This is a genomic window from Bacteroides sp. L008 (genome assembly GCF_040812255.1).
Classification (GTDB): Bacteria; Bacteroidota; Bacteroidia; order Bacteroidales; family Bacteroidaceae; genus Bacteroides; species Bacteroides vicugnae.
The window spans coordinates 2901899-2926622 of sequence record NZ_JBFNXO010000001.1; the positions used below are offsets into that span (position 1 = coordinate 2901899).

At 41.2% G+C, this 24724-nt stretch carries 18 protein-coding genes, 1 tRNA gene and 1 pseudogene; 10 read left to right on the plus strand and 10 right to left on the minus strand.

Annotated elements, in window-relative coordinates; all coding sequences use genetic code 11:
- Window positions 1-8 precede the first annotated feature (8 nt).
- From AB3G73_RS11490 to AB3G73_RS11500, 3 genes and pseudogenes are all read left to right on the plus strand, one after another.
- Window positions 9-692, plus strand: a complete 684-nt coding sequence (locus AB3G73_RS11490; protein ID WP_004312359.1) for an HAD family hydrolase — start codon at window positions 9-11, stop codon at window positions 690-692.
- Window positions 693-811: 119 nt separating this feature from the next.
- Window positions 812-3667 (plus strand): annotated as a pseudogene (locus tag AB3G73_RS11495) (bifunctional fucokinase/fucose-1-phosphate guanylyltransferase); the annotation flags it as partial.
- Window positions 3668-4291: 624 nt separating this feature from the next.
- Entirely contained in the window at window positions 4292-4720 is a 429-nt protein-coding gene (locus tag AB3G73_RS11500) for a hypothetical protein (RefSeq protein WP_234132445.1), read from the plus strand.
- A gap of 263 nt (window positions 4721-4983) precedes the next feature.
- On the opposite strand, the gene AB3G73_RS11505 is transcribed toward AB3G73_RS11500, so the two are convergent.
- A tRNA-Arg gene (locus tag AB3G73_RS11505) sits at window positions 4984-5056 on the minus strand.
- 221 nt (window positions 5057-5277) lie between these two features.
- On the opposite strand from AB3G73_RS11505, the gene asnA reads away from it, so the two are divergent.
- Both asnA and ung read left to right on the plus strand, forming a co-directional pair.
- Entirely contained in the window at window positions 5278-6315 is a 1038-nt protein-coding gene (asnA, locus tag AB3G73_RS11510) for an aspartate--ammonia ligase (protein ID WP_074559127.1), read from the plus strand.
- A 6-nt stretch (window positions 6316-6321) separates the two neighbouring features.
- Window positions 6322-6984 (plus strand): uracil-DNA glycosylase, encoded by a 663-nt coding sequence (ung, locus tag AB3G73_RS11515; RefSeq protein WP_074638686.1) that lies wholly within the window; start codon window positions 6322-6324, stop codon window positions 6982-6984.
- A 145-nt stretch (window positions 6985-7129) separates the two neighbouring features.
- On the opposite strand, the gene AB3G73_RS11520 is transcribed toward ung, so the two are convergent.
- Window positions 7130-9847: a putative LPS assembly protein LptD gene (locus AB3G73_RS11520; protein WP_074638687.1), complete on the minus strand. Its 2718-nt coding sequence runs from the start codon at window positions 9845-9847 to the stop codon at window positions 7130-7132.
- 89 nt (window positions 9848-9936) lie between these two features.
- On the minus strand, window positions 9937-10473 hold the full coding sequence (locus AB3G73_RS11525) for an HDIG domain-containing metalloprotein (protein WP_074638688.1): 537 nt from the start codon (window positions 10471-10473) through the stop codon (window positions 9937-9939).
- Between the two features lie 70 nt (window positions 10474-10543).
- Here AB3G73_RS11525 and AB3G73_RS11530 point away from each other — a divergent pair, with 70 nt between their 5' ends.
- Complete coding sequence (locus tag AB3G73_RS11530; protein WP_367744961.1) at window positions 10544-11710, plus strand: exo-beta-N-acetylmuramidase NamZ domain-containing protein; 1167 nt, start codon at window positions 10544-10546, stop codon at window positions 11708-11710.
- Window positions 11711-11842: 132 nt separating this feature from the next.
- Here the strand turns inward: AB3G73_RS11530 and AB3G73_RS11535 are convergent, their stop codons facing one another.
- Window positions 11843-13927, minus strand: a complete 2085-nt coding sequence (locus AB3G73_RS11535; protein WP_148365213.1) for a BT4734/BF3469 family protein — start codon at window positions 13925-13927, stop codon at window positions 11843-11845.
- 398 nt (window positions 13928-14325) lie between these two features.
- Here AB3G73_RS11535 and AB3G73_RS11540 point away from each other — a divergent pair, with 398 nt between their 5' ends.
- Window positions 14326-14934, plus strand: a complete 609-nt coding sequence (locus AB3G73_RS11540; RefSeq protein WP_004306640.1) for an HU family DNA-binding protein — start codon at window positions 14326-14328, stop codon at window positions 14932-14934.
- 230 nt (window positions 14935-15164) lie between these two features.
- Here the strand turns inward: AB3G73_RS11540 and AB3G73_RS11545 are convergent, their stop codons facing one another.
- The 5 genes from AB3G73_RS11545 to AB3G73_RS11565 all read right to left on the minus strand — a co-directional run bounded on the left by AB3G73_RS11545 (window position 15165) and on the right by AB3G73_RS11565 (window position 19611).
- Window positions 15165-15365: a hypothetical protein gene (locus AB3G73_RS11545; RefSeq protein ID WP_195649130.1), complete on the minus strand. Its 201-nt coding sequence runs from the start codon at window positions 15363-15365 to the stop codon at window positions 15165-15167.
- Window positions 15366-15496: 131 nt separating this feature from the next.
- On the minus strand, window positions 15497-16483 hold the full coding sequence (locus AB3G73_RS11550) for a hypothetical protein (RefSeq protein ID WP_234132442.1): 987 nt from the start codon (window positions 16481-16483) through the stop codon (window positions 15497-15499).
- Window positions 16484-16762: 279 nt separating this feature from the next.
- Window positions 16763-17866 (minus strand): YhcG family protein, encoded by a 1104-nt coding sequence (locus AB3G73_RS11555; protein WP_217721246.1) that lies wholly within the window; start codon window positions 17864-17866, stop codon window positions 16763-16765.
- Window positions 17867-18156: 290 nt separating this feature from the next.
- Window positions 18157-18639, minus strand: coding sequence for a GNAT family N-acetyltransferase (locus AB3G73_RS11560; protein WP_367744964.1), 483 nt, complete (start codon window positions 18637-18639; stop codon window positions 18157-18159).
- A gap of 18 nt (window positions 18640-18657) precedes the next feature.
- The gene (locus AB3G73_RS11565; protein WP_217721247.1) at window positions 18658-19611 is read right to left on the minus strand and encodes a bile acid:sodium symporter family protein; all 954 of its coding nucleotides are present in this window, start codon (window positions 19609-19611) and stop codon (window positions 18658-18660) included.
- A gap of 81 nt (window positions 19612-19692) precedes the next feature.
- Between AB3G73_RS11565 and AB3G73_RS11570 the strand changes: the two genes are divergently transcribed.
- The 3 genes from AB3G73_RS11570 to dnaA all read left to right on the plus strand — a co-directional run bounded on the left by AB3G73_RS11570 (window position 19693) and on the right by dnaA (window position 23618).
- On the plus strand, window positions 19693-20952 hold the full coding sequence (locus AB3G73_RS11570) for an N-acetylmuramoyl-L-alanine amidase (RefSeq protein ID WP_148365217.1): 1260 nt from the start codon (window positions 19693-19695) through the stop codon (window positions 20950-20952).
- Window positions 20953-20961: 9 nt separating this feature from the next.
- Window positions 20962-21855, plus strand: coding sequence for an MlaD family protein (locus AB3G73_RS11575; RefSeq protein ID WP_074638127.1), 894 nt, complete (start codon window positions 20962-20964; stop codon window positions 21853-21855).
- A gap of 350 nt (window positions 21856-22205) precedes the next feature.
- Window positions 22206-23618, plus strand: coding sequence for a chromosomal replication initiator protein DnaA (gene dnaA / locus AB3G73_RS11580; RefSeq protein ID WP_074638126.1), 1413 nt, complete (start codon window positions 22206-22208; stop codon window positions 23616-23618).
- 93 nt (window positions 23619-23711) lie between these two features.
- Here the strand turns inward: dnaA and AB3G73_RS11585 are convergent, their stop codons facing one another.
- The gene (locus tag AB3G73_RS11585) at window positions 23712-24452 is read right to left on the minus strand and encodes an NADPH-dependent oxidoreductase (RefSeq protein ID WP_074559158.1); all 741 of its coding nucleotides are present in this window, start codon (window positions 24450-24452) and stop codon (window positions 23712-23714) included.
- Between the last annotated feature and the right edge of the window lie 272 nt (window positions 24453-24724).

The window sequence follows — 24724 nt, forward strand, 5'->3', positions numbered from 1 at the left end:
TACAAAGTATGAAAAAGAAACTGAAAGCCGTCCTGTTTGACATGGACGGCGTACTTTTTGACTCTATGCCTTACCATTCGGAAGCCTGGCATAAAGTAATGAAATCTCATGGGCTCACTCTTAGTCGCGAAGAAGCATATATGCATGAAGGACGGACAGGAGCCTCAACAATCAATATTGTTTTTCAACGTGAATTGGGTAGAGAAGCCACACAAGAGGAAATAGAAAGTATCTATCAGGAGAAAAGTGTTTTGTTCAATTCATATCCTGAAGCAAAGCCTATGCCCGGTGCATGGGAGTTGCTGCAAAAAGTGAAGAAGGACGGTCTGATTCCGATGGTGGTCACCGGTTCCGGTCAGTTATCCCTGCTCGAACGGCTGGAACACCACTATCCGGGAATGTTTCACAAAGAACTGATGGTTACAGCGTTCGATGTAAAATATGGTAAACCCAATCCCGAGCCGTATCTGATGGCTTTGAAAAAAGGAGGGATTAAAGCGGATGAAGCGGTTGTTGTAGAAAACGCTCCGTTAGGAGTGGAAGCCGGACACAATGCGGGTATTTTCACCATAGCAGTCAATACGGGTCCTTTGAACGGACAAGTGCTGCTGGATGCCGGGGCTGATTTATTATTTCCATCTATGCAGGCACTTAATGACACCTGGGACATGATGACTGAAAATGACATCTAAAAGCTGAAAAGAAAATTTATTCTTCAAAACAGGAGAGAAATATTGAAAAGCAGGAATATAAATAGTATTTTTACGGGAGTTTAATTCGCTTAGATTCTATCTAAGCCAACGCAGATTCTACTATGCAAAAGTTATTATCTTTACCACCCAATTTGATCCATTGCTTCCACGAACTGGAAGAAGTTAACCATACCGATTGGTTTTGTACATCAGACCCCATAGGGAGCAAACTAGGCTCCGGCGGCGGAACTACATGGTTATTGCAAGCTTGCCATCAGGCATTCGCTCCACAAGAGTCTTTCAGCAACTGGATAGGACATGAAAAAAGAATATTGCTCCATGCAGGCGGACAAAGCCGTCGGCTACCCAGCTACGGCCCTTCCGGCAAAATATTAACTCCTATCCCGATCTTCAGTTGGGAAAGAGGACAAAAGCTGGGACAGAATCTGTTGTCATTGCAGCTCCCGCTCTATGAAAGGATTATGAATCAGGCTCCGGCCGGTCTGAATACGCTGATTGCTAGCGGAGATGTATATATCCGTTCGGAAAAACCGCTTCAGGATATTCCGAACGCAGACGTAGTATGCTACGGGCTGTGGGTGAATCCGTCATTGGCAACTCATCATGGCGTGTTTGTTTCCGACCGGAAAAAACCGGAGGTGCTCGACTTCATGTTGCAGAAACCTTCTCTGGAAGAGTTGGAAGGATTGTCGAAAACTCATCTTTTCCTGATGGATATCGGTATCTGGATTTTGAGTGACCGCGCCATAGAAGTATTGATGAAACGGTCGTTGAAAGAAGGTACGAAGGATATTACTTATTATGACTTATACTCGGACTATGGTTTGGCTTTGGGAGAGCATCCTAAAACGGAAGATGAAGAAATCAATCAGTTGTCCGTAGCTATATTGCCGTTGCCGGGGGGAGAATTCTATCATTACGGCACAAGTCACGAACTGATTTCTTCTACTTTAGCCATACAGGATAAGGTACGGGACCAAAGAAGAATCATGCACCGGAAAGTAAAGCCGAATCCGGCTATCTTTATACAGAATTCCATCACACAAATTTCTCTTTCTGCCGACAACGCCAATTTATGGATTGAGAATAGCCATGTGGGAAAGGAATGGAAATTAGGTTCCCGCCAGATTATTACAGGAGTTCCTGAAAATCAGTGGAGCATCAATTTGCCGGATGGGGTTTGCATCGACATTATTCCTATCGGTGAGAATGAGTTTGTTGCGCGTCCGTATGGATTGGATGATGTATTCAAAGGAGCGTTGGACAAAATAACGACTACTTATCTTAATATTCCTTTTACCCGTTGGATGGAAGATAGAGGAATTACATGGGAGGATATAAAAGGGCGTACAGATGATTTACAATCGGCATCCATCTTCCCTAAAGTAGCTTCTGTGGAAGATTTAGGCATATTAGTACGCTGGATGACCTCGGAACCACGACTGGAAGAAGGGAAAAAACTTTGGTTGAAAGCAGAGAAAGTTTCTGCAGACGAAATATCCGCAAGCGCCAACCTCAAGCGTCTTTACGAACAACGCAATGCTTTCCGCAAGGAGAACTGGAAAGGACTGGCAGCCAATTATGAGAAGAGTGTGTTCTATCAACTTGATTTGCTGGATGCCGCAAATGAATTTGTACGTTTCAATTTAGATATGCCTGACGTATTGAAAGAAGATGCCGCCCCCATGTTACGGATACACAACCGGATGCTTCGTGCACGTATCATGAAACTACGTGAAAACAAGGATTGTGCCAAAGAGGAACAGGCAGCTTTTCAACTGCTTCGCGACGGTTTATTGGGGATAATGAGCGAACGTAAAAGTCATCCCATACTCAATGTTTATTCCGACCAAATCGTATGGGGACGCAGTCCTGTGCGTATTGATGTGGCCGGAGGATGGACAGACACACCTCCCTACTCTCTTTATTCAGGAGGAAGTGTTGTAAATCTTGCTATCGAGCTGAACGGCCAACCGCCGCTACAAGTATATGTGAAACCTTGCAAGGAATATCACATCACTCTTCGCTCTATCGACATGGGTGCAATGGAAGTGATAAGGAATTACGAGGAACTGCAAGATTATAAAAAGGTAGGTTCTCCATTCTCTATCCCGAAAGCCGCCCTTACATTGGCGGGCTTTGCACCGGCATTCTCTACGGAATCTTATCCTTCTTTAGCTAAACAGCTGGAAGATTTCGGTTCAGGAATCGAAATTACTCTACTGGCTGCTATTCCCGCAGGCTCTGGCTTGGGAACCAGTTCCATACTGGCATCTACCGTGCTCGGAGCAATCAATGATTTCTGCGGACTGGCTTGGGATAAAAATGATATATGCAGTTACACATTAGTATTAGAACAGCTCCTGACCACAGGGGGAGGTTGGCAAGACCAATATGGCGGTGTCTTTTCCGGTATTAAGTTGCTTCAATCTGAAGCAGGTTTCGAACAGAATCCGTTAGTACGCTGGTTACCCGATCAGCTCTTTGTTCATCCTGATTACCGCGACTGTCATCTGTTATATTATACGGGAATTACTCGTACTGCTAAAAGTATTTTGGCAGAGATTGTCAGTTCCATGTTCCTCAATTCCGGTCCGCATCTAAGTTTGCTGGCCGAAATGAAAGCTCATGCAATGGATATGAGTGAAGCTATTTTACGTAGTAATTTCGAAAGTTTCGGTCGTTTGGTCGGCAAAACCTGGATACAGAATCAGGCATTAGATTGCGGAACCAATCCACCGGCAGTAGCAGCCATTATTGAGAAAATCAAGGATTATACCCTGGGATACAAACTCCCCGGTGCAGGTGGCGGGGGGTATCTATATATGGTAGCAAAAGACCCGCAGGCAGCCGGACAAATCCGACGGATACTAACGGAACAAGCCCCTAATTCCCGTGCTCGTTTTGTAGAAATGACTCTTTCTGATAAGGGACTTCAGGTTTCAAGAAGCTAAAGAGAAAGCGTTACCATAAGGCAGGTCAATCATCCGGAATCATAAAAAATAAGCTTGGACAGATTCAAACGAAATGTCCAAGCTTTAATTTTTCAATGCCATAATGATCTGTTTTACATGTTGAGACTTGAAATAACTGTAAAGTAAATCACAATAATGATAAAACCAATAGCTCCGATAACCAGTGCAATACTAGCCCATTTCTTTTTTCTAGCTTCTTCCATTCTTATTTATATTTATTGGGATTAATATAATTTATCGTCAAATGTCTACATCTGGAAAGCTATGAACATACTACTACAGAATATCGTTCTTTACTTTTTCATATCTACAAAGTTAGCATTTCTCACAAGAAATATTTTATTTAAATCAACTTTTTCCTTCTATTTAGGCTAAATTATACAACTACCTACAATAATAACTAACTGTGTTTGAGAAAATGCAAAGTAAAATACACAACTGACTATCCAAGGATTATTAATCTAAATATCAAGAATATGAAACATATTTATTTTATCCATTACCGCTTTTATATCATACAAAAACTGTACATTTGCACTATAAATAATCTCAATTGAATATACTGGACTAAAAAAAAGGATCAAAAACAAATAAAATATAAAGATGAAATTACTTAAACTATTATTCTTATCCGTCATCTTGCTATCCGCATGCAACGATGACTCAACAGACACTCCGGAAACAGGAGAGCCCAAACAGATTATCGTAGAAATGGCCTCCAATGATTTTACAGATGTCTCCGGTACATATACTCTTGAAACCAATAAAGAATACTGTACTCGGGAAGACGGAAAATATAAGATATTATTGGTCAAAAGCGTATATAAAAATAAGGAGGGAAAGGAAAAGGATATTCTTACCTATGGTATTCTGGATGTAGCAAATAAAAAATACATCTGCCATACGGCCAATATAGATGTAGCCCAAAGACTTGAAAGAGACTGGGAATTTTATAATCAAATAACTAATCCGGATTTTCCAGATGACCCAAATAGACGATTAGTTTGTAACTCTTATACAAAGAAAGACTAATAACAGAACCTCTTACGAGATAAAAGAAAGAATACTAAGAATGAAATGCCCTCAAAAGTTATACAGATATGTGTACTAAGCTTTTCATTTTACTCTTTCTATTTTCCAGCCTGAATGTCAGCATGTTAGGTCTTCATTTACACCAACAATTAGCCAACAACGATCCATTTCAATGGACTTTAAGCTAGTTTTCCAGCCTTATTCACACAGGAGTAGAAACAGAAATCCCTCAATAATCAACTGATTATCAAGGGATTTTTCTGTGACCCCGGTGCGATTCAAACGCACGACCTTCAGAACCGGAATCTGACGCTCTATTCACTAAGCTACGGGGCCATTCTTTCTAAATGCGAGGACAAAAGTATAAAAAATCTTCTCATCTTCCTAATGATTCTCCTTTTTTTATAGTTCTTAAGGTACTTCCCTATATTAGGAGACTGTTATTTTGAAATGCTTTAGAGCATTTACTTTATCAAATTGACAATCTTTTAGACAATACCCATTACATATATCAATTTTATTCCTATCTTTGCCGACAATTAACATTTAACAAACCTATGAGTTACTTGATAAAACCTAAGAACTATAAGCCGCTACTCGACCTCAAACAGACCGAGCTGGGAATCAAGCAAATAAAAGAGTTCTTCCAATTAAACTTGTCATCCGAACTGCGCCTTAGACGTGTGACTGCCCCTCTTTTCGTATTGAAAGGAATGGGTATCAATGATGATTTGAACGGAATAGAACGACCTGTTTCTTTCCCAATCAAAGATCTGGGCGATGCGCAAGCCGAAGTGGTTCATTCATTGGCTAAATGGAAAAGGTTGACCTTAGCTGACTATCACATTGAACCGGGATATGGTATTTATACGGATATGAATGCAATCCGATCGGACGAAGAACTGGGCAACCTGCATTCTCTCTACGTAGACCAATGGGACTGGGAACGTGTCATCACCAATGAAGACCGGACTGTGAACTTCCTAAAGGAAATCGTCAACCGTATTTATGCGGCTATGATCCGCACAGAATATATGGTATATGAAATGTATCCGCAAATCAAACCTTGCCTGCCACAAAAGCTACATTTCATTCATTCAGAGGAATTGCGCCAGCTTTATCCGAACCTGGAACCTAAATGCCGCGAGCACGCCATCTGTCAGAAATACGGAGCTGTGTTTATCATAGGAATAGGCTGTCAACTTGGTGATGGCAAGAAGCACGACGGACGTGCACCAGACTACGATGACTACACCACCAAAGGACTGAACGACCTGCCCGGACTGAACGGCGACCTTCTGCTGTGGGACGATGTACTGCAACGCTCCATCGAATTGTCATCCATGGGAATCCGTGTAGATAAAGAAGCTTTGCAACGTCAGTTGAAAGAAGAAAAAGAAGAAAAAAGGCTGGAACTTTATTTCCACAAGCGATTGATGAATGACACTCTCCCTCTATCTATCGGAGGAGGTATCGGACAGTCCCGCTTGTGTATGTTCTACCTTCGCAAAGCTCACATCGGAGAAATACAAGCCAGTATCTGGCCCGAAGATATGCGCAAAGAATGTGAAGAACTTGATATACACCTTATATAATAGACTATGAACGTACAGATTGAAGAAAGCTGGAAAGCTCATTTAGAACCAGAATTCGACAAAGACTACTTTCGCACGCTGACCGATTTCGTCAAAAGCGAATATAGCCAGTATCAGATTTTCCCTCCGGGAAAACTGATCTTCAATGCTTTCAACCTTTGTCCTTTTGATAAAGTGAAAGTTGTGATTATAGGGCAGGATCCCTATCATGGACCGGGACAAGCACATGGCCTTTGTTTCTCTGTAAACGACGGGGTGCCTTTCCCTCCTTCATTAGTGAACATATTTAAAGAAATTAAAGCCGACATTGGCACTGATGCCCCTGCTACGGGAAATCTGACTCGCTGGGCAGAACAGGGAGTATTGTTGCTCAACGCTACGCTGACCGTACGTGCTCACCAAGCTGGTTCACACCAGAACCGTGGCTGGGAAACATTTACTGATGCTGCAATCCGTGCTTTGGCAGAAGAAAAAGAAAATCTGGTATTTATCCTGTGGGGATCATACGCTCAAAAGAAAGGAGCGTTTATCGACCGTAACAAACACCTGGTACTCACTTCCGCTCATCCCTCTCCTCTTTCTGCTTACAACGGCTTCTTTGGAAACAAACATTTCAGCCGTACAAACGATTATCTGAAAGCACACGGAGAAACGGAAATCAATTGGTAAATAAACATTGAGGCTCAAACATAAAAAAGGGACTGTCTTCAACTTGCCAGACAGTCCCTTTTTCAATCTCATTAAAGCACCCGAATTTAATACCCTGCACTTTATTCTTATTTTTTAATTCTCAATTCTCAACTCTCAATTTATCCTAGTACCACTGAATGTTACTTTGCGTCTGACTTCTCTGCTCATACTTCAAGTCTTGCAGAATACTTGCATTCGCACGGATTGTTACATTGTAATATTTCCAACGTCCGAAAGGAGAAAGACTGGCGGACAAGTTGAAACAGTGCAAGTCACGGGATATTGTACAAGAAGTCTGGGTAATCTCTTTAGCTTGAAAATCATAGCCCGAGTTGAACGAGAGCGACCAGTTATTAGAAATCTTTATATTTCCGTTTGCATTGATATTATGCGTATACGTATAAGGATATCGCATGGAATAACGGTTGATAGGCTTCGATCTGTCTTCACGGATATTAAACGAATAGCTAAGACTCAATGACCAAGGCATCTTAAATACCTGATAACCATCCGGGTCAGCCTGTGCTTTCTCTACTTTCTTAGGCGTAGTGCCATCTCCTTCCGTTCCATCGGATTCCTCATCATCGCTATCCTCCGACTTATTCTTATCTTTCCCTTTTTCATCCCCCTCTTTCGGACCGAACCATTTCTTCCATGTGTCATTATTGAAGGTATAATTGAAAGAAGAACCATATCCCTGGAAACGTCCAAAACGACCATACGACCATTCTGTACGGTTACTGGTTACTACATTACCACTTTTATCGAATGTATAAGCATACGTAGCGAACGATGCGTTCATGTTGAACGTATAATTCTTAGTCAGTTTCAAACGTAGGTTCATGCTTAAATCACTCCAAGGCCTCTCTTTGGCAGCCATATTATAAGACATACTTGCTCCCAATTCATCAATCAGACTAACCTTTTTAAGTGTATCTTTCTTTGCATCGTAGTACTTCATCTCTAAGTTATTAGAAATAGAGAAGCTGACTGTTCCCGATCCTTCCCGCGAAGGTACACCATAAGGTTGACCGGTGAAAGGAGAATAATATTGCGTATTGCCATTATAATCGGTATACTCTTCCCAATACTTGCTGAATCCCGGAGCACCGCTAAGACTTACTTGCGGCGTAACTACGTGACGAATCTGTATCTCTTTCTTTTTAGCAAAAAGAGGTTTGTACATACCATACACTTTCGTACTCAAACTCAAACTTGCCGAGTAATTGGATACCCGGTAGAAACCGTTCAGGGTATCACCCGGCAATGCCTCCAACTTATGATCGACCTCATTATATTGCTGATTGATCTTACGAGTATACCAACGCTCTGTATAATTGACCGAAGGAGAAACCTGCAAATATTTGAATAACGTAAAAGTAGCACTGATAGGAATGTTATGATTCATCGCATTTTCCCATGAACTTATTCCGGCTTTAAACAGATGATTATCATTTGTACGGATACTGTTTGTCAGACGTCCCGTATAACTAATGGAAATCTTTTCGTACCAGCGTTCAGCTCCTGCCGCCTTCTTGCGTTTGAACGGAAACAGACGGCTTAATGTAATATTCAAGTCAGGCAAAGTGACTGCAACCGAAGAGTCACGCATCGTCTGTGCGATATTGGTGGTTCCGGATAAGGTCAGACCGATATCAGGGAAACTACGAGAATAACTGATACTTGATGTTTTGGTATTTTGAGTCAACAACTGCGAATTATAAAGGTTGTTGATATTGGAACGTTCGTAACTACTGGTTGAGAAGTTTACACTAGCGGAGAATGTGCTGTTCGGACTGGCTTTAGCATCCTGGCGATGATTCCATACTACCTTAAAGTCCTTAGCAACTGTATAGTCCGGCATACCTTTATCTCCCGTCTTGGTGACCTGATAGTCCGCTTGCAGCGTACCGGAATATTTATAGCGTTTATTATAATTTGTCAATCCGGATAATCTCCATGAGCCTTTCGTGAAGATATCACCCGTCATCTTCAAGTCCATAATATCACTGATGGCAAAATAATATCCTCCTTCTGCCAGACCGAAACCACGACTGGAGTCGTCCATATAAGTCGGCATAATGAAACCGGAAGAATAACTGCTGGAGAATGGGAAGAAAAAGAACGGTACGGCCAACGGCAAAGGCACATCTTCCACTACCAGATAGGCAGGTCCTGTCACCACATTCTTTTTAGGACGCACTTTAGCTCTCGTCAGCTGCATATAGAAGTGAGGATGGTCATGATGATCGCAGGTTGTATAACGCCCATGCTCCATGAAAATTTCATCATTAGCTCCTTTCTTCGCCTTGCTTCCGGTCACATATCCTTCTCCCTGCTGGGTGACGATATCGGTAATTCCCGCTTTCTTGGTTTTGAAATTATATCGGATGGTTTCCGTATCATAGGAGGTATCTCCTTCTTTAAATACCGGTTTACCTTTTTCCACTCCGGTAGTATCCTTGATACCGTATGCATGCACAGTACTACTATCCAGATTCATCGAAATAACTTCCGCAGCGAGTTCGATGTTCTGATAATTAACTTTTCCGCTACCATAAAGTGTAGCAGCTCCTCCCAAAGTAAAGACAGTGGAGTCGTTGGATTCATAAACAACCGGTGCATCGAGTGGTTGTTTCTTCTTTACCGGTGCGATGGAATCAATGCGTACCGTTACCGTATCTGCTCTCAACGAATCATTTCCTTGAAGGGAATCCGTTTGTGCGGTATTGGAGGCAATCATTCCTCTTCTTCGACGCTGAGACGTAGCCTCATCGGGAAGCATCAGTAAGACAATCAGCAGTATGAATGATATAAGTATTTTTGCTTTCAATGGCGCCATTAACTAATAGTTTACGCTTGAAGTGGCAAAAGTACGCAAACTTCATCAAATATGAGTCAGAATCTTCGTTATTTAATTATTTTTTAGTGCTATAAAAAGAGAGAACACCATCTATCAAAGCGACTTAGACCCTCCTCACCATATTTTGCAATACTTTGCCGGGCTTTCTCCACTGTTTTCTCTTCATCCAGATGGGTTTTAGAAAAGAATTTATCCGCAAAACAAATTAATTGTTCTTCCAAAGTGACGGGTAACATCTCACGATGAGGAACGGGAAGTTGCTGGGCAATGATATCTTCCAACGAAAGTCCGGCTCCCGTATGACGTTCACACACCAATGCGTGTTGGGGGAAACCTTCCGCCCGCAAGATTTCTGCTCCCAAATATCCGTGAGCGATATAAGGATTGGGACCAAAACACTGAATGGTTGGAGCATCGGTCTGAAAAATACCAATATCATGCAACAGAGCAGCTTCTTTCACAAAGCTCCGGTTCAAACGTAGCTCGGGATGAGCATCCAGCATTTTCATTGCTTTTCCGGACACTGCCAAACTGTGTATTACTAATATTTGTCTCTGCTGCGTATTCTCCGGATAATATTTATCAATGATTTCGTATGGATTCATGTGCTTTATTTTTTGCTCTCTTGACGAGAAATTAATATTTTTGTGCAATATTACAAAAAAAATCACCGATATGCAAACTAGAGTTTTCTTCATTCTTATATTTCTGTTCATTATGCTGTTTCCAATGCGTGTAAACAGTCAAATTGTCACGGGAGCAGAACAGATGGATCAATACCTACCGTTGTTGAAAGGAAAACGCGTCGGAATGGTAGTCAACCATACTTCCGTTGTAGGGGCAAAGCAAACTCATCTTCTCGACACCTTATTAAAAAGAAATGTTCAGGTCGTCAAAGTATTTGCCCCCGAACATGGTTTCCGAGGTAATGCAGATGCGGGTGAAACGGTGAAAGACGGAAAAGATTCCCGCACCGGTATTCCTATCGTATCGCTTTATGGTGATAACAAAAAGCCGTCTGCCACCCAACTAAAAGATGTTGACGTGATCTTATTCGACATTCAGGATGTAGGAGCACGCTTTTATACCTATATAAGCACGATGTATTACGTGATGGAAGCTTGCGCAGAGAACAAGAAAGAAATGATTGTACTGGATCGCCCTAATCCGTGCGACTATGTGGATGGTCCGATACTCAAACCTGCCTACCGGAGCTTTGTCGGCATGCTTCCCATTCCTGTACTTCACGGATGTACTATCGGCGAACTGGCACAGATGATAAACGGAGAAGGATGGATTGCCAACAAGAAAAATCCTTGTTCATTAAAGGTAATTCCAATGATCGGGTGGAAACATGGAGAACCTTATTCACCTCCCATCAAACCGTCACCCAACCTCCCGAACGACCAGTCTATCCGATTGTACGCCTCACTCTGTCCTTTTGAAGCCACCCGTATCAGCGTGGGACGAGGAACAACTTTTCCTTTCCAGGTATTGGGCGCACCTAATAAGAAATACGGAAGTTTCACTTTTACCCCCCGCTCCTTATCCGGTTTTGACAAAAATCCAATGCACAAAGGTATCACCTGTTATGGGGAAGATCTCCGGAATGTAACCGATGTGAATGGATTTACGCTTCGCTACTTCTTGAACTTTTATCGCTTATCCGGTGAAAACGCAGCCTTCTTCTCCCGTGCCCGATGGTTTGATTTGCTGATGGGAACTGACAGCGTACGCAAGGCTATCCTCAAAGGGGAATCGGAAGAGGCTATCCGGAATAGTTGGCAAAAAGAATTACAGGATTACAAAGAGATTAGAAAAAAATATCTTCTCTATAAGTAAAAAAACTAGTATCATACTCTCATTCATTTTTATAAACCACTTATAATTAAAAGAATAAGTATGATAGACAACTATTATTTCCGGTATCTATCATACTTAGACCATCAAAAACGAGGTATCTATCATACTTGATTATTCTACCTCCAAAGGTATAACATGATAATACGTACCATACGTTTTCCGTTTAGATTTCACTCCGAGCCGCTGCAAGATACGCCCGAAATAAGAAGCCTGCCTGGCAGAAAATGTCATCTTACTCGCTTTCTGAATCCGCCGCAGAATGTCGATAGCCAGCAGCCATTCTCCTTCCTCCTCTTCTTCCGCCCCGCGATAATAAACCATAAATAATTGTTCGATGGCAGGTGATTGTTCAAACTCCCGGTTGTTTTCCGTCATGATAGCCTCTTCTTCGGAGTCAAACCAATAACGTTCATTATGATAAAGCAGCTCCAACGCCTGTGCATAAAGCTGTTCATAATCAATAGGACGCGACACATCTATAGCTCCCGTCATATAAATACCGATGAAACGACGACTACCGGAAGTATCCGTCAACAGATCCCGATGATTGCTCGTAGCAATGAACGATGCATACCGGCGAAGCTCTTCCACCGCCGAAGCATTCGGACGACGTGTGTTCACCACCGGTTTTTGCAGAATATGTTTCAGAAAAGCCTGCTGGCTAGGACTAATCTGGTCGAATTCATCCATATTAATAAGTAGAAAGCGATTCAGATACAACTCCGCGTCCCGCTTCCGACTGAAATCAATGCTATCCGTATAGTACGCCTGTAAAGCAGGAGGAAGAAGCATTCTGCAAAAAGTCGATTTCCGATATGCCTGCGGGCCAATCAGCAAAGGTGACGTACTGTTGGCGTGTTTCTTATCCATTCCCCTCCAATGGGCAACCATATTCAAAAACCACCGACGGAACAACGGCGCCCAATGCGGATTATCACAGGGAACGCGGTTAGCCAGTTCCAAAATCCGGTCTTTACCATCCCAGTGAGGCAGATGATACAAAAAATCCTCCACCGGCTGATAAACAGGCACATGATCGGAATCCAAATAGCGGATTACGTCCCTATCCCACATTTTCACCCCTTCATACATGGCATTCATCGTGATACTCGCCAGCACCCGCTTGTCTACCGGACGAAAATAGAAATTAAAACTATTTCGTTCGCGATATTCCACTTCCGTGGTCAGCGTATTGTATCGAAATTCATAACGACGCTTCATAAACTCGTCCATCTGCATGGCGAAGAGCTGTTCGGTCGTCAGACTACTCTTCTTGCCGAATCCCTTTGCGGAACGATAGACACTTTTCACAGTTTCGCGAATCAGCAACTCATCCGAGGGGAGCCGATAATGCGCCCTTGTCCACCGCACAGTATCTTCTTCGGGAATACCTGCCCGAAAACAATGCTCTGCCAAACACACCAGTAACGGTTGCAGATCGTCTCCCTCCCGATATCCGTTCAGTTCTTCGAGCGCCCTGTTAAATGCAGCGGAGAAAAGTACTGATAATGCTTCATAATTTTCATATCCGGGTGCCATTCGCTGCAAAGGAGAATCGGTTTCTCGCGTTCGTTTGATAAAAGTCGCTTCGGACGGAAGACCGACGGGCTGCTTCATATAAATAGGCATTGCTTTCGGATTGAAATAAAGTCCGGGATCGTATGTCAACCGACAATATTGCTCGAGCGACGGTTCTTTCAGTTCGATATCAAAAGGAAGTTGTGGCTGATAATATTTCACAGCCGTCTGATAAGCATGCGCGTGAAAAAGTTCCGCTTGCTCACGTAAAGTCGGCAAGCAGTCGTCCGGATAGGTGAACCGTACCCATATCTTTACTGATTTGCCAGAAGAGCCGGTGAAAGCAAGGTATGTTTGCGGAAACTCTTTGACCAGTTCCTTTATTTCGTCTGCTTCCGCTCTTCCCGAAAGATCATTGACCTCCATCATCACTATGCCGTTATATTCATTCAGGGTCATTACCCCTTCTTTACGGACAAAAGCTGCGGCAGGCATCACTTTGGGAACTTTACGCACCTCTTCAATCGAATTTCCCGGAAGAGTATACCGCAATATTTCCCTCATCTTTGAGACGGGCTGCGCCTTGACTTCCGTTTTCATCTGCTCCAAAAGGAGCTCCATTTTCAACGTCCGTAAGGTTTTTACCTTGCCATCGTCTCTGACTAATGTTATTCTCATCTTTTTTTATTATTATTTCCAGTAAAAGGAAAGCTGCACTACAGCCATACAAAGATACAACATGCTCTTCGCCCAAACAAATTTCACCGCTTTTATTTGCCACGCCACACGACTTTATTTTATAGAAATAATGCTTACTAAATTTGCGAATAAAGGCAGGATAATGTATCTTTGCAGGCAGTAAGACTTCAGCCCGCATAAGTGTGCCGTACAGCCCACCTATGCGGGCTGTACAGTTTACATCTGTGGGCTCTACAGCCCATGAATGTGTGCCCAAGAAAAGCGACTGATTCAAGTTGATTATCCAAGCTGCAATTGTAGGTTATCTTGCTGCAAAACAAGATTTAAAATGCCTTTCAAAAGGCATTTTAGCTACATTAACCCATAATAGAAAAGACATGTACGCAAAATATGATTTTCGCAAAAAGCCGTCTTCGAAAGAAGACGAAGACGAACAGCCGTTGTATCCCCGCATCGTATCGAACGGAACCATCGACTTTCAACAAATTGTAAAAGAGATCGCTCAAGCTTCCAGTTTTACACCGGCAGACATTGAAGGAGTTCAGCTAGCTATTGAAAATAAAATATCCGAATATTTAGTCAGCGGACACCACGTCCAGTTGGGGAACCTTGGATATTTTTCAGCCAAGTTAAAAGCACGCCCGGTGATGGATGCCAAAGAGATACATGCACAGTCCATTTATTTCGATAATGTAAATTTTCGTCCATCATCTTCTTTCCGAAAGAAGGTTCGCGGATTTGTGGAAAAAGCGAAGTCGGGATTTGCACATTCCGCCGAAGTTCCGGTGGAAGAACGCCGGCGCAGGCTGGAGAAATTTCTGGATGAACGACCGATGATACGACGCAAAGAGTATACGCAACTAACGGGACTACTAAAGAACAAAGCACTGAATGAATTGAACGGATGGGTGAAGGAAGGAGTACTTGACACCATTGGAAGCGGCAGTCATAAAATTTATGTGCGAGTTAATGCCATGAAAGATTAAACAGCAAAAACAGTGGAATAAGAATGATAGATACCCATATTTCATGAAGAAAATATGATAGATACAAAATTTCAGAAACATCTATCATTCTTATTCATCAGATAATAACTATATTAGCAAAAAGAATGAGAGTTATGATAGTTGTTTTCTACTCTAGGGGTAATCCTTAACTCTAACTATTTAAAGTTTTTATTCTTCGTAATAAGTAAAGACACGCTCCACATAAGGTTTCAGTATATGCCCGAGTCCTGTGCCTGAATCAACATAATCTTTGAAATTCTTTGTTTCAATCCAGTTGCCATTCGCATCATATTCGTAGTCCTGAAAATCTTTATAGAGTATTTCAAATCCCGGTCGCTTGTCAATTGACCGACCTTGTTCGTCATATTTTTCTTGCAGAAAACAACAACTACAACAGCTTTATTTTTCATGTTTTGTTTTCTTGTATGTTACAATATTTCGGCGCAAAGATAACAAAACCAATTCTAAAATATAACTGACACAAAAGATTACTTCCATGTTATTATAATATCATCAAAGCATAATAACTCTATAATATCTTTCATGCTTTCCACTCAGCCAGTATTGAATTAAAATCTTCAAGCATCAAGTCAAAGTCATAATCCAGCTTCTTCTTTTTCAGCTTGTTGGTAACATGGTTCAGAGCAAGCAGAATATATTCGCTTAGCTTCGATTTCTGTTTGGCATGACTCAATTCACTGAATTCTTTCTCAAGGCATAGTCCGATTCTAATTTTCCCGGTATCTGCCCTGAATGGTCCAAATTCAAAACGATTGCGAAGATAATATCCATTCTTCTCTATTTCTTGCCTGGTAAACATAGTGAGCAATGTCCGATAGAAATCTTTTTGTTTCAATTTCAACTTTTCATCAGCAATGATATAGTTTGTTTTACAATGGTCATGATCATAATAGCTATACGAACAATTAATTATAATTCGATTAATAACACGTCCGTACATCTCTGGGCGCATCCTTCTATCCAACTCCGGTTTCAATTCTTTATCAACACTCTCGATTACTGCTTTGGAGTTTTCATAACAGTTACCAATTGTCCTCCTTATCCAAACCGGATTTTTAGGAATCCAGTTTCGCTGGCTTTCAAGTCTTATATCTTGTATATCTTCCTTTATCTCATATTTCCAAGACACAGATTGCTTTTGATTCGGGTCGTCAGGACTCGAACAATAGCTTGTTCTTCCCTGCTCCATAGTAAAACCGTTGACTCTTTTCGACCAAATGGCATCGACAAAACGAGTTTCTCCAAATTTATTTTGAAAACAAGTCGCGGGGTTTCCATTAAAGAATTGCCCTCTCAATGCTTCGACAGGTTCGTGATTTCCCCAGCCGATAATAGCCAGGCTCTCGCAAAGACGAACGGCTTTATTCCATTCTCCGGCATTTTTATAATCCGCATATTTCAGAAACTCGGCAAACAAGCGTTCGCGCAACTGTTCTATTTCTGATTGGGATTGCAAAAATTCTTCCAGTTCTTTTAAGTCTTCTATTTCAAATATCTTTTGCTCCATCACATTTGCCCTTAATTTCAATCCCAGTTTTTTTAGTATTATGCAGAAATCTCAGTCTCTTTCTTTCTCTTTTTCCACAACTGCCACGAATTAATAATATTCTGCCACATTATATATAATAGCATACAAACCTGATTATCAAAATAAAAGCCCACCTATTACTAACAGTGGGTAACAAAATAATAACAAAAAAACGAAGAAATTCGTTTAGTGGTGGGCTTCGTGTGCAAAAGTAACAAAAGGCAATTACCTGCCCAAAAAATAAATAAGACTTTTTCCTTACAATAGCTTTTTCAAATCCTCAATGTCCGGCAGAGCGTTACGAAGTCGCTCCGGCATATCCTTGGACGCACGGTATGTAGCAACTCCCATCGGTTTGTTATAATCACGAACTGCAAACTCTACAAAGGTTTGATTCATTTCCCTGCAAAGAATTATTCCTATAGAGGGATTTTCATGCGACTTTCTGATATATGTATCTAAGGCGGATAGATAAGTATTCAACTGCCCCAAATAAGATGTACGGAATTTTCCGGATTTAAGTTCGACCGCGACCAGGGAATTAAGCTCCCGATTGAAAAAGAGCAAATCAATGAACATTTCTTCACCTGCAACCTCCATGCGATATTGATTGCCTATAAAACTGAAATCTTGCCCAAAGGTCATGATGAACTTCTTCACATTGGCAACAATTGCCTTTTCCACTATCTTTTCGTCCAAATCCTCTTCTTGCTCATTCAGTTCCTCCACATTGATGAAATCAAGCAAGTATTCATCTTTAAATGAACAAACAGCTTTTAAAGCTTGCTTAGTATCAGGCAATGTTTGTGCGAAATTGTTAGGCAAAGTTCCCCGATGGCTGTACAGGTCTGCTTTTAAGTAATCCCTTAAAGTGTACTTACTCCAATAGCGAGTGGCGCACTCATGTATATAAAACAGCCTTGCTTCCAAAGTCTTAGCTTTGGATATTATTTCGGTATGATGACTAAAGCCGATTGAAAGGAAGTCTGACCAGTTAAATTCATCAGCCAGTGGCTGATGAATTTCTACAAGAAGCAATTTTTCATTCAACACCAAATCATCAGCCAACGGCGGATGATTTAAAACCTTATCCCACTCCTCATAAAAAATACGCATATTTCTTATGCTTGTTGCTGAAAACCCCCTTAGCCCCGGCAATTCTTTTTGCAACAGAGAAGATATTTGTTCAATCGCACCTTTCCCCCAGAAGCCTGTACGAGAATTTTCCGACACGTAACGTCCGATGCCGTAATAAAGAGATAGCTGTTCCTTGTTCACCGATGCGGCTGCACGGTACTGGCTGCGTAGGATAGCTTCTTTTATGGTCTTTACTGCTTCTCTATAATTCTGATTTATACCCATTTGCGCTTTGTTATATGCGACAAAAGTACAAAAATAATGCTGGCGAAAAGAAAACAAAGGTATTTTTTCTTTTCACCAGCACCTATCTTGCTGTCAGGACAAAGAAGTTTAGTCCGTTTTGGATATATAAACAAAGGAACGTACTAAACTCAATCTGTAATCTTTTTATTATAAATGTTTTGCATTTTTCACAGCGAGAACTATTTAGCTCGACTCCTCTGCAAAGTCTTTTTTCCCTCGTATATATGGCCCCCCCCCCACAAAAGACACCACAAGCAGGAATACGACCATCATAACTTAATTTTAGCCACCTCCCTTGCCATTCTAAAATTACTAAGAGAAAGCTGATTCGCTTTGCGCTTTTGTTCTCCCTCTACTACATAACCTTTTTTTTCAAAGAAAGGACGAGCTGTTAAACTCACTTCGGATGTAATCCGCACAATGCCGGCTGTAATTGCATACCGTTCTATTTCTTCCAAAAGCATCGTGGCAATACCCTTACCTTGAAAATCCTTGTGAACAAACATAGAATGTAAATAGCCTTGAGACGTAATAGATGAAAAACCAACGATTTGTGACCGTTGATTAACAGCTACAATAAAATAGTGAGTCTTTATCATATCCTCTATTTTAGAAAGATCATCTCCGCACGATGCCCAATCTTCAACCTCTGCCTGTGAATAGTCACGCCTGTTTATCACTAACACTGTGTTTCGATATAGAGACTGAATTTCCTCTATATCCGTATTTAAAGCTACCCTTATAGTAATCATATAATCCCTAATTATTCACTATTTTATCTCTTTCTTTCTCTTTTTCCACAACTGCCACGAATTGATTATATTCTGCCATAACACATACGAACCGGGAGCCACAGAAGACAATGGATTCAAATAAGTATGCGCCATCCAAATAGCCAGAATCGTATTCTTTTGCCCAAGTGCTTGCCCACCACTGATACGGTCATTATAAATCGAGCCGATTGTCTTCCCCAAAAAGAACTGCAAACAACAGGCAATCAGTGCACCGACAGCAATCATGATTTCCGTAAAACCATCCGCCGGGTCATTGAGCAAGGAATACAATGTTTGCGCAGTTACGATAGCTAAAGATACAGCCCACAAATAAAAAGCAAGTTCATGATAACCCAATAACTTCTGATGTACTTTCGGCAAACACTTGCTCAACAACCAGGCAGCCAAAAAAGGACAAATCAACAACGGAAATACCTTACCTAAAATAACAAGAAACGCCTCCCCAAAAGTGACATCAGGATGCACCTCCACCAAAGGAAATAGAATAGGCACAGCAATAGCCGCTCCAATATTTGCTATCAATGTATAAGTGGTCAGACTGGCTGCACTCCCTCCCAACTTGGAAGTAATCACCGCAGCAGCTGTAGCCGTAGGACAAATTATACAAACCATCACTCCCTCTGCTACTATTTTATCAAAGCGATAAAGCAAAAGATAAGCAGCCAACGCCCCGCCAATCTGAATCAACAACAACCACATATGGAGAGGTTTAGGCTTCAAATCACGAGGAGATACCTTGCAGAAGGTCAATAGCAACATTGTAAAAATAAGATAGGGAGTCAGAAAAGAAAGACTGATAAACAGCGGATAACCTGCAGCACCTACCAGCATAGCAATAGGTAACGTCCAATTCTTCAAAAACTTAAGCATCGTCGTACATTTTAACTTCGAAGCACAAAGTAACGGAGATTTCGGGAAAAAAGCTATCATTAAACCGAAAAAAACACAAAACTTAATGGCAAATCATGAGTTTTCTACAAATTTCTACTACATTTGCACCGTATTATAGATATGAAACTGAATAGACCGTACATATTATACATATTCATTTGCCTCTGGCTACTTTTTCTACCCTCATGTACCAACCACTTATGGGGGAAAGATTTCGTAGTAGTTATCGATGCCGGACATGGTGGACATGACCCTGGTGCTATAGGCAAAATCTCGAAAGAGAAAAATATCAATCTGAACGTTGCCCTGAAAGTGGGAAATCTAATCAAGAGAAACTGCGACGACGTCAAAGTGATCTACACCCGTAGCAAAGATGTATTTATTCCTTTGGACCGGCGGGCAGAAATTGCAAACAACGCAAAGGCGGATCTCTTTATTTCCATTCACACCAACGCACTGGCAAACAACCGTACAGCCAAAGGGGCTTCAACCTGGACGCTGGGTTTGGCCAAATCAGACGCTAACCTGGAAGTTGCCAAGCGGGAGAACTCCGTTATCCTCTACGAAAGTGATTATAAAACAAGATATGCCGGTTTCAATCCGAACTCTGCCGAATCATATATTATATTTGAGTTCATGCAGGACAAATATATGGAACAGAGCGTACACTTGGCCTCGCTGATGCAAAAACAGTTCCGCCAAACCTGTAAACGGGCAGACCGGGGAGTGCATCAAGCAGGATTCCTCGTCTTAAAAGCAAGTGCGATGCCAAGCATTCTAATAGAATTGGGATTTATTTCTACTCCGGAAGAAGAACGCTATCTGAATTCCGAAGAAGGGGCCGGAAGTATGGCCAAAGGTATTTACCGGGCTTTCCTGAATTACAAACGAGAACATGAGTTACGCCTTACGGGAGTCAGCAAAACGATTATCCCAACCGAGCAGGAAGAAGACAACGCCCCGAAAATTGCCCAAAAGGATACTGAAAGCGTAAACACAGCTCCTCAACAGCAAGAATTACTAGCCGAAGCAAAAACCAAACCTGCCGCAACAGCAAAAACAGCACCGAAGCGCCCAATTGTAGCAGAAAGCGCAACCAATGACAGTGAAATTACGTTCAAGATACAGATACTCACTTCTTCCAAGCCTCTCGCCAAAAACGACAAACGGCTGAAAGGACTGAAAGACGTAGATTATTATAAGGAAGGGGGAATATACAAATACACGTATGGATCCTCCGCCGATTACAACAAGGTGTTGCGTACGAAGCGCACCATTACGGCACAATTCAAGGATGCCTTCATCATCGCTTTCCGAAATGGAGAGAAAATGAACATCAATGAAGCGATTGCCGAATTCAAGAAAAGAAAAAATAAATAAAAAGATAAAATGAAGTACATTACAAAAGAAGTCAGAATAGGTATTGCAGGTATCGTTGCACTATGTGTGCTTATATATGGAATCAACTGGCTGAAAGGTATACACATGTTTCAGCCTTCCAGCTATTTCTATGCCAAATTTGAAAACGTAAACGGACTCACTAAATCAAGCCCGGTATTTGCCGACGGTGTCCGTGTAGGTATTGTACGTGACATCTATTATGATTATGTCAAACCCGGAAATGTGATTGTTGAAGTAGAACTGGACACCGAGCTGCGAATTCCTAAAGGAAGTACCGCCGAACTCGTATCCGAACTTATGGGAGGCGTACGTATGAATATTCTCCTGGCAAACAACCCACGTGAAAAATATGCCATAGGAGATACCATTCCCGGCACACTAAACAACGGAATGATGGAAAGCGCAGCACAACTGATACCGAAAGTGGAAGAGATGCTGCCTAAGCTGGACTCTATCCTCATCTCCCTGAACAATATCTTAGGTGACAAGAGCATTCCTGCTACACTGCACTCAATAGAAAAAACAACCGCCAATCTGGCAGTAGTCAGTTCACAGGTGAAAGGACTAATGAGCAACGATATTCCCCAACTCACAAGTAAACTGAATACCATCGGAGACAACTTTGTGGTCATCAGCGGAAATTTGAAAGAGATAGATTATGCAGCCACTTTCAAAAAAATAGACGAAACACTGGCTAACGTAAAAATACTTACAGAAAAATTAAACAGCAAAGATAACACGCTCGGTCTGCTCTTCAACGACCCGACTTTATACAATAATCTGAACGCTACAACAGAAAATGCAGCCAGCTTATTAGAGGACCTGAAAGAGCATCCGAAACGATACGTTCACTTCTCATTATTCGGCAAGAAAGATAAGTAGCAAATTCTTGTTATATAGATTTTATCTAAATAACAAGGAGCTTTCAAAAGAAAGTAGATTGCTCTTCAAATGTCTATCTATAAACCGAAATAATATTCCCGTACAAACGTACAGAGATGAGAAAATTGCTAATTTCAAGCACGTAAAACATTAATATACAAATACTTATAAAATTGCAAGAGAGGGTAAGCAGACTGTGTCCGACAACAAATACATAAGTCATTGAAAGTAAACACATTATTGTTCGCATGAAAAAAACAAGAAAAAATAGATTTGTTTTTTCCGAATAAGATTCCCAATTTTGCAAACGTAGAAGTTTTGCTTAATTAATAAATGTATTAAAAGTTACTATGATTGAATCAAATCATGTCGTACTTTGGAACCGCTGTCTCGACGTAATTAAAGACAATGTTCCTGAGACGACATATAATACTTGGTTTGCCCCTATTGTTCCGTTGAAATATGAGGACAAAACTTTGATCTTACAGATCCCGAGCCAGTTTTTCTATGAAATTCTGGAAGAGAGATTTGTGGATTTAATACGCAAGACATTATATAAGGTCATTGGCGAAGGCACCAAGTTGATGTACAACGTCATGGTGGACAAGACTTCGATTCCAAATCAAACCGTGAATCTCGAAGCAAGCAATCGTTCTACAGCTGTTACCCCTAAAAGTATAATCGGAGGAAACAAAGCTCCCAGTTTCTTACAGGCTCCTGCCGTTCAAGATCTGGACCCGCATTTGAATCCCAATTATAATTTTGAGAACTTCATTGAAGGATACAGCAATAAACTTTCAAGAAGTGTAGCAGAAGCTGTAGCGCAAAAACCGGGAGGGACCGCTTTCAACCCGTTATTCCTTTATGGAGCATCCGGAGTGGGAAAGACACACCTGGCAAACGCAATAGGCACAAAAATTAAAGAAATTTATCCAGAGAAAAGAGTATTGTACGTTTCGGCACATTTGTTCCAGGTACAATATACGGATTCTGTACGAAATAACACGACCAACGACTTTATTAATTTTTATCAGACGATCGATGTATTAATCATTGACGATATTCAGGAGTTTGCCGGTGTCACCAAGACTCAAAACAATTTCTTCCATATCTTCAATCATTTACATCAGAATGGTAAACAGCTCATATTGACTTCGGACCGTGCTCCCGTATTATTGCAGGGTATCGAAGAACGCCTCCTGACCCGTTTCAAATGGGGTATGGTAGCCGAGCTGGAAAAGCCGACCGTAGAACTTCGCAAAAATATTCTACGCAACAAGATACACCGTGACGGGTTACAATTTCCGGCAGAAGTGATTGACTATATTGCCGAGAATGTGAATGAAAGTGTACGTGATCTGGAAGGTATCGTCATCGCTATCATGGCCCGTTCTACTATTTTCAATAAGGAAATAGACCTGGATTTAGCACAACACATTGTACATGGCGTGGTTCACAATGAAACGAAAGCTGTCACTATTGATGATATTCTCAAAGTGGTATGCAAACATTTCGACCTGGAGCCGTCTGCCATACATACAAAATCCAGAAAAAGAGAAGTCGTTCAAGCACGACAGATCGCCATGTATCTAGCTAAAAACCACACAGACTTTTCAACTTCTAAAATAGGTAAGTTCATCGGTAACAAAGACCATGCAACAGTACTTCACGCCTGCAAAACCGTAAAAGGACAATTGGAGGTAGACAAGAGCTTTCATGCAGAAGTACAGGAAATAGAGTCGTTACTGAAGAAGAGAAACTGAAATTAAGTATAAAGTATTAAGTATTACCTTGGTGCGAAACCGCATAATAAAGCTTGTCCGCATGGATAATACTTAATACTTTATACTTAATACTTAAAAGAATCCTTGCCGGCGAAGTACTTTCAATAGATTTTCGGACATAAATTCGTTATCTTTCTTTGTGTAACGCACGTCCGTAAAGACTTGAGCCAATGTTTCTTTTTCATTTTCTTCGATAAACTGCTTGTTTTCCGGCAATGATTCTTTGTAGGCGTAAAGTTTATCTATTTTTTCCGGTGTATAGTCGTGATATTTTTCATCGTGCACGGCAGCTTCCAAAGGCAAGCGGTCTACTTGTGCGGGAATACCATCCGGATAGCCTACCGTTATTGTGGTGAGAGGGAATACCAGTTCGGGAAGCTGGAGAGTATCGATAATCATTTGAGGATTATAAGTAGTAGTCCCCAAATAACAAATGCCGAGTCCTACTTCTTCCGCCAGTGTACAGAAAGTCTGAGCAACGAGCAAAGTATCCATGGAGGCATTCATAAAAGACATTAAATTATCATAGCCCGGCACAGCTTTCCGCTGTTCACACCATTTACTGAAACGACGAAAATCAGCACAAAAAGTCAATACGACCGGTGCATTTTTTACCATAGGCTGATTGAAATGAGCAGGCGAGAGTTTCTCCTTCATTTCTGCATCACGAGTCACAATTACACTATAAAGTTGCATTCCCCCCATCGTAGAAGCACGAAAAGAGGTTTCGAGCAAATCATTTAACAAACCAGGATTTATATCTTTAGGCAGATATTTCCGAATAGTTCTTCTGTTCTTTACGGTTTCAAACATATCTTTTTTTTGCAAAGATATAAAAAGAAAAAAACATTCTACCACACTAGCAGAATAGAATAGTTTTCTTTTTGGAGAACTTTAACCTTTGAACAAAAACCACTTTCAACTGTTTATCAAATACTTAGCATAAACAAATGGAAAACTTGCAACCTGTTAATAAATTATTTCATTTTTATTTTGATAGATGAAAAAACATTCTTAGCTTTGCGGCTACATTTGTTAACGATAAGTAAACTTCTACATATTACTTATTAAAAACGAGATTTAAC

Excerpts from the sequence above, each read along its gene's own strand:
- AB3G73_RS11490 (WP_004312359.1), top strand. The coding sequence starts at position 9 with ATGAAAAAGAAACTGAAAGCCGTCCTGTTTGACATGGACGGCGTACTT.
- AB3G73_RS11500 (WP_234132445.1), top strand. The coding sequence starts at position 4,292 with ATGAAATTACTTAAACTATTATTCTTATCCGTCATCTTGCTATCCGCA.
- asnA (WP_074559127.1), top strand. The coding sequence starts at position 5,278 with ATGAGTTACTTGATAAAACCTAAGAACTATAAGCCGCTACTCGACCTC.
- ung (WP_074638686.1), top strand. The coding sequence starts at position 6,322 with ATGAACGTACAGATTGAAGAAAGCTGGAAAGCTCATTTAGAACCAGAA.
- AB3G73_RS11520 (WP_074638687.1), bottom strand. The coding sequence starts at position 9,847 with ATGGCGCCATTGAAAGCAAAAATACTTATATCATTCATACTGCTGATT.
- AB3G73_RS11525 (WP_074638688.1), bottom strand. The coding sequence starts at position 10,473 with ATGAATCCATACGAAATCATTGATAAATATTATCCGGAGAATACGCAG.
- AB3G73_RS11530 (WP_367744961.1), top strand. The coding sequence starts at position 10,544 with ATGCAAACTAGAGTTTTCTTCATTCTTATATTTCTGTTCATTATGCTG.
- AB3G73_RS11535 (WP_148365213.1), bottom strand. The coding sequence starts at position 13,927 with ATGAGAATAACATTAGTCAGAGACGATGGCAAGGTAAAAACCTTACGG.
- AB3G73_RS11540 (WP_004306640.1), top strand. The coding sequence starts at position 14,326 with ATGTACGCAAAATATGATTTTCGCAAAAAGCCGTCTTCGAAAGAAGAC.
- AB3G73_RS11545 (WP_195649130.1), bottom strand. The coding sequence starts at position 15,365 with ATGAAAAATAAAGCTGTTGTAGTTGTTGTTTTCTGCAAGAAAAATATG.
- AB3G73_RS11550 (WP_234132442.1), bottom strand. The coding sequence starts at position 16,483 with ATGGAGCAAAAGATATTTGAAATAGAAGACTTAAAAGAACTGGAAGAA.
- AB3G73_RS11555 (WP_217721246.1), bottom strand. The coding sequence starts at position 17,866 with ATGGGTATAAATCAGAATTATAGAGAAGCAGTAAAGACCATAAAAGAA.
- AB3G73_RS11560 (WP_367744964.1), bottom strand. The coding sequence starts at position 18,639 with ATGATTACTATAAGGGTAGCTTTAAATACGGATATAGAGGAAATTCAG.
- AB3G73_RS11565 (WP_217721247.1), bottom strand. The coding sequence starts at position 19,611 with ATGATAGCTTTTTTCCCGAAATCTCCGTTACTTTGTGCTTCGAAGTTA.
- AB3G73_RS11570 (WP_148365217.1), top strand. The coding sequence starts at position 19,693 with ATGAAACTGAATAGACCGTACATATTATACATATTCATTTGCCTCTGG.
- AB3G73_RS11575 (WP_074638127.1), top strand. The coding sequence starts at position 20,962 with ATGAAGTACATTACAAAAGAAGTCAGAATAGGTATTGCAGGTATCGTT.
- dnaA (WP_074638126.1), top strand. The coding sequence starts at position 22,206 with ATGATTGAATCAAATCATGTCGTACTTTGGAACCGCTGTCTCGACGTA.
- AB3G73_RS11585 (WP_074559158.1), bottom strand. The coding sequence starts at position 24,452 with ATGTTTGAAACCGTAAAGAACAGAAGAACTATTCGGAAATATCTGCCT.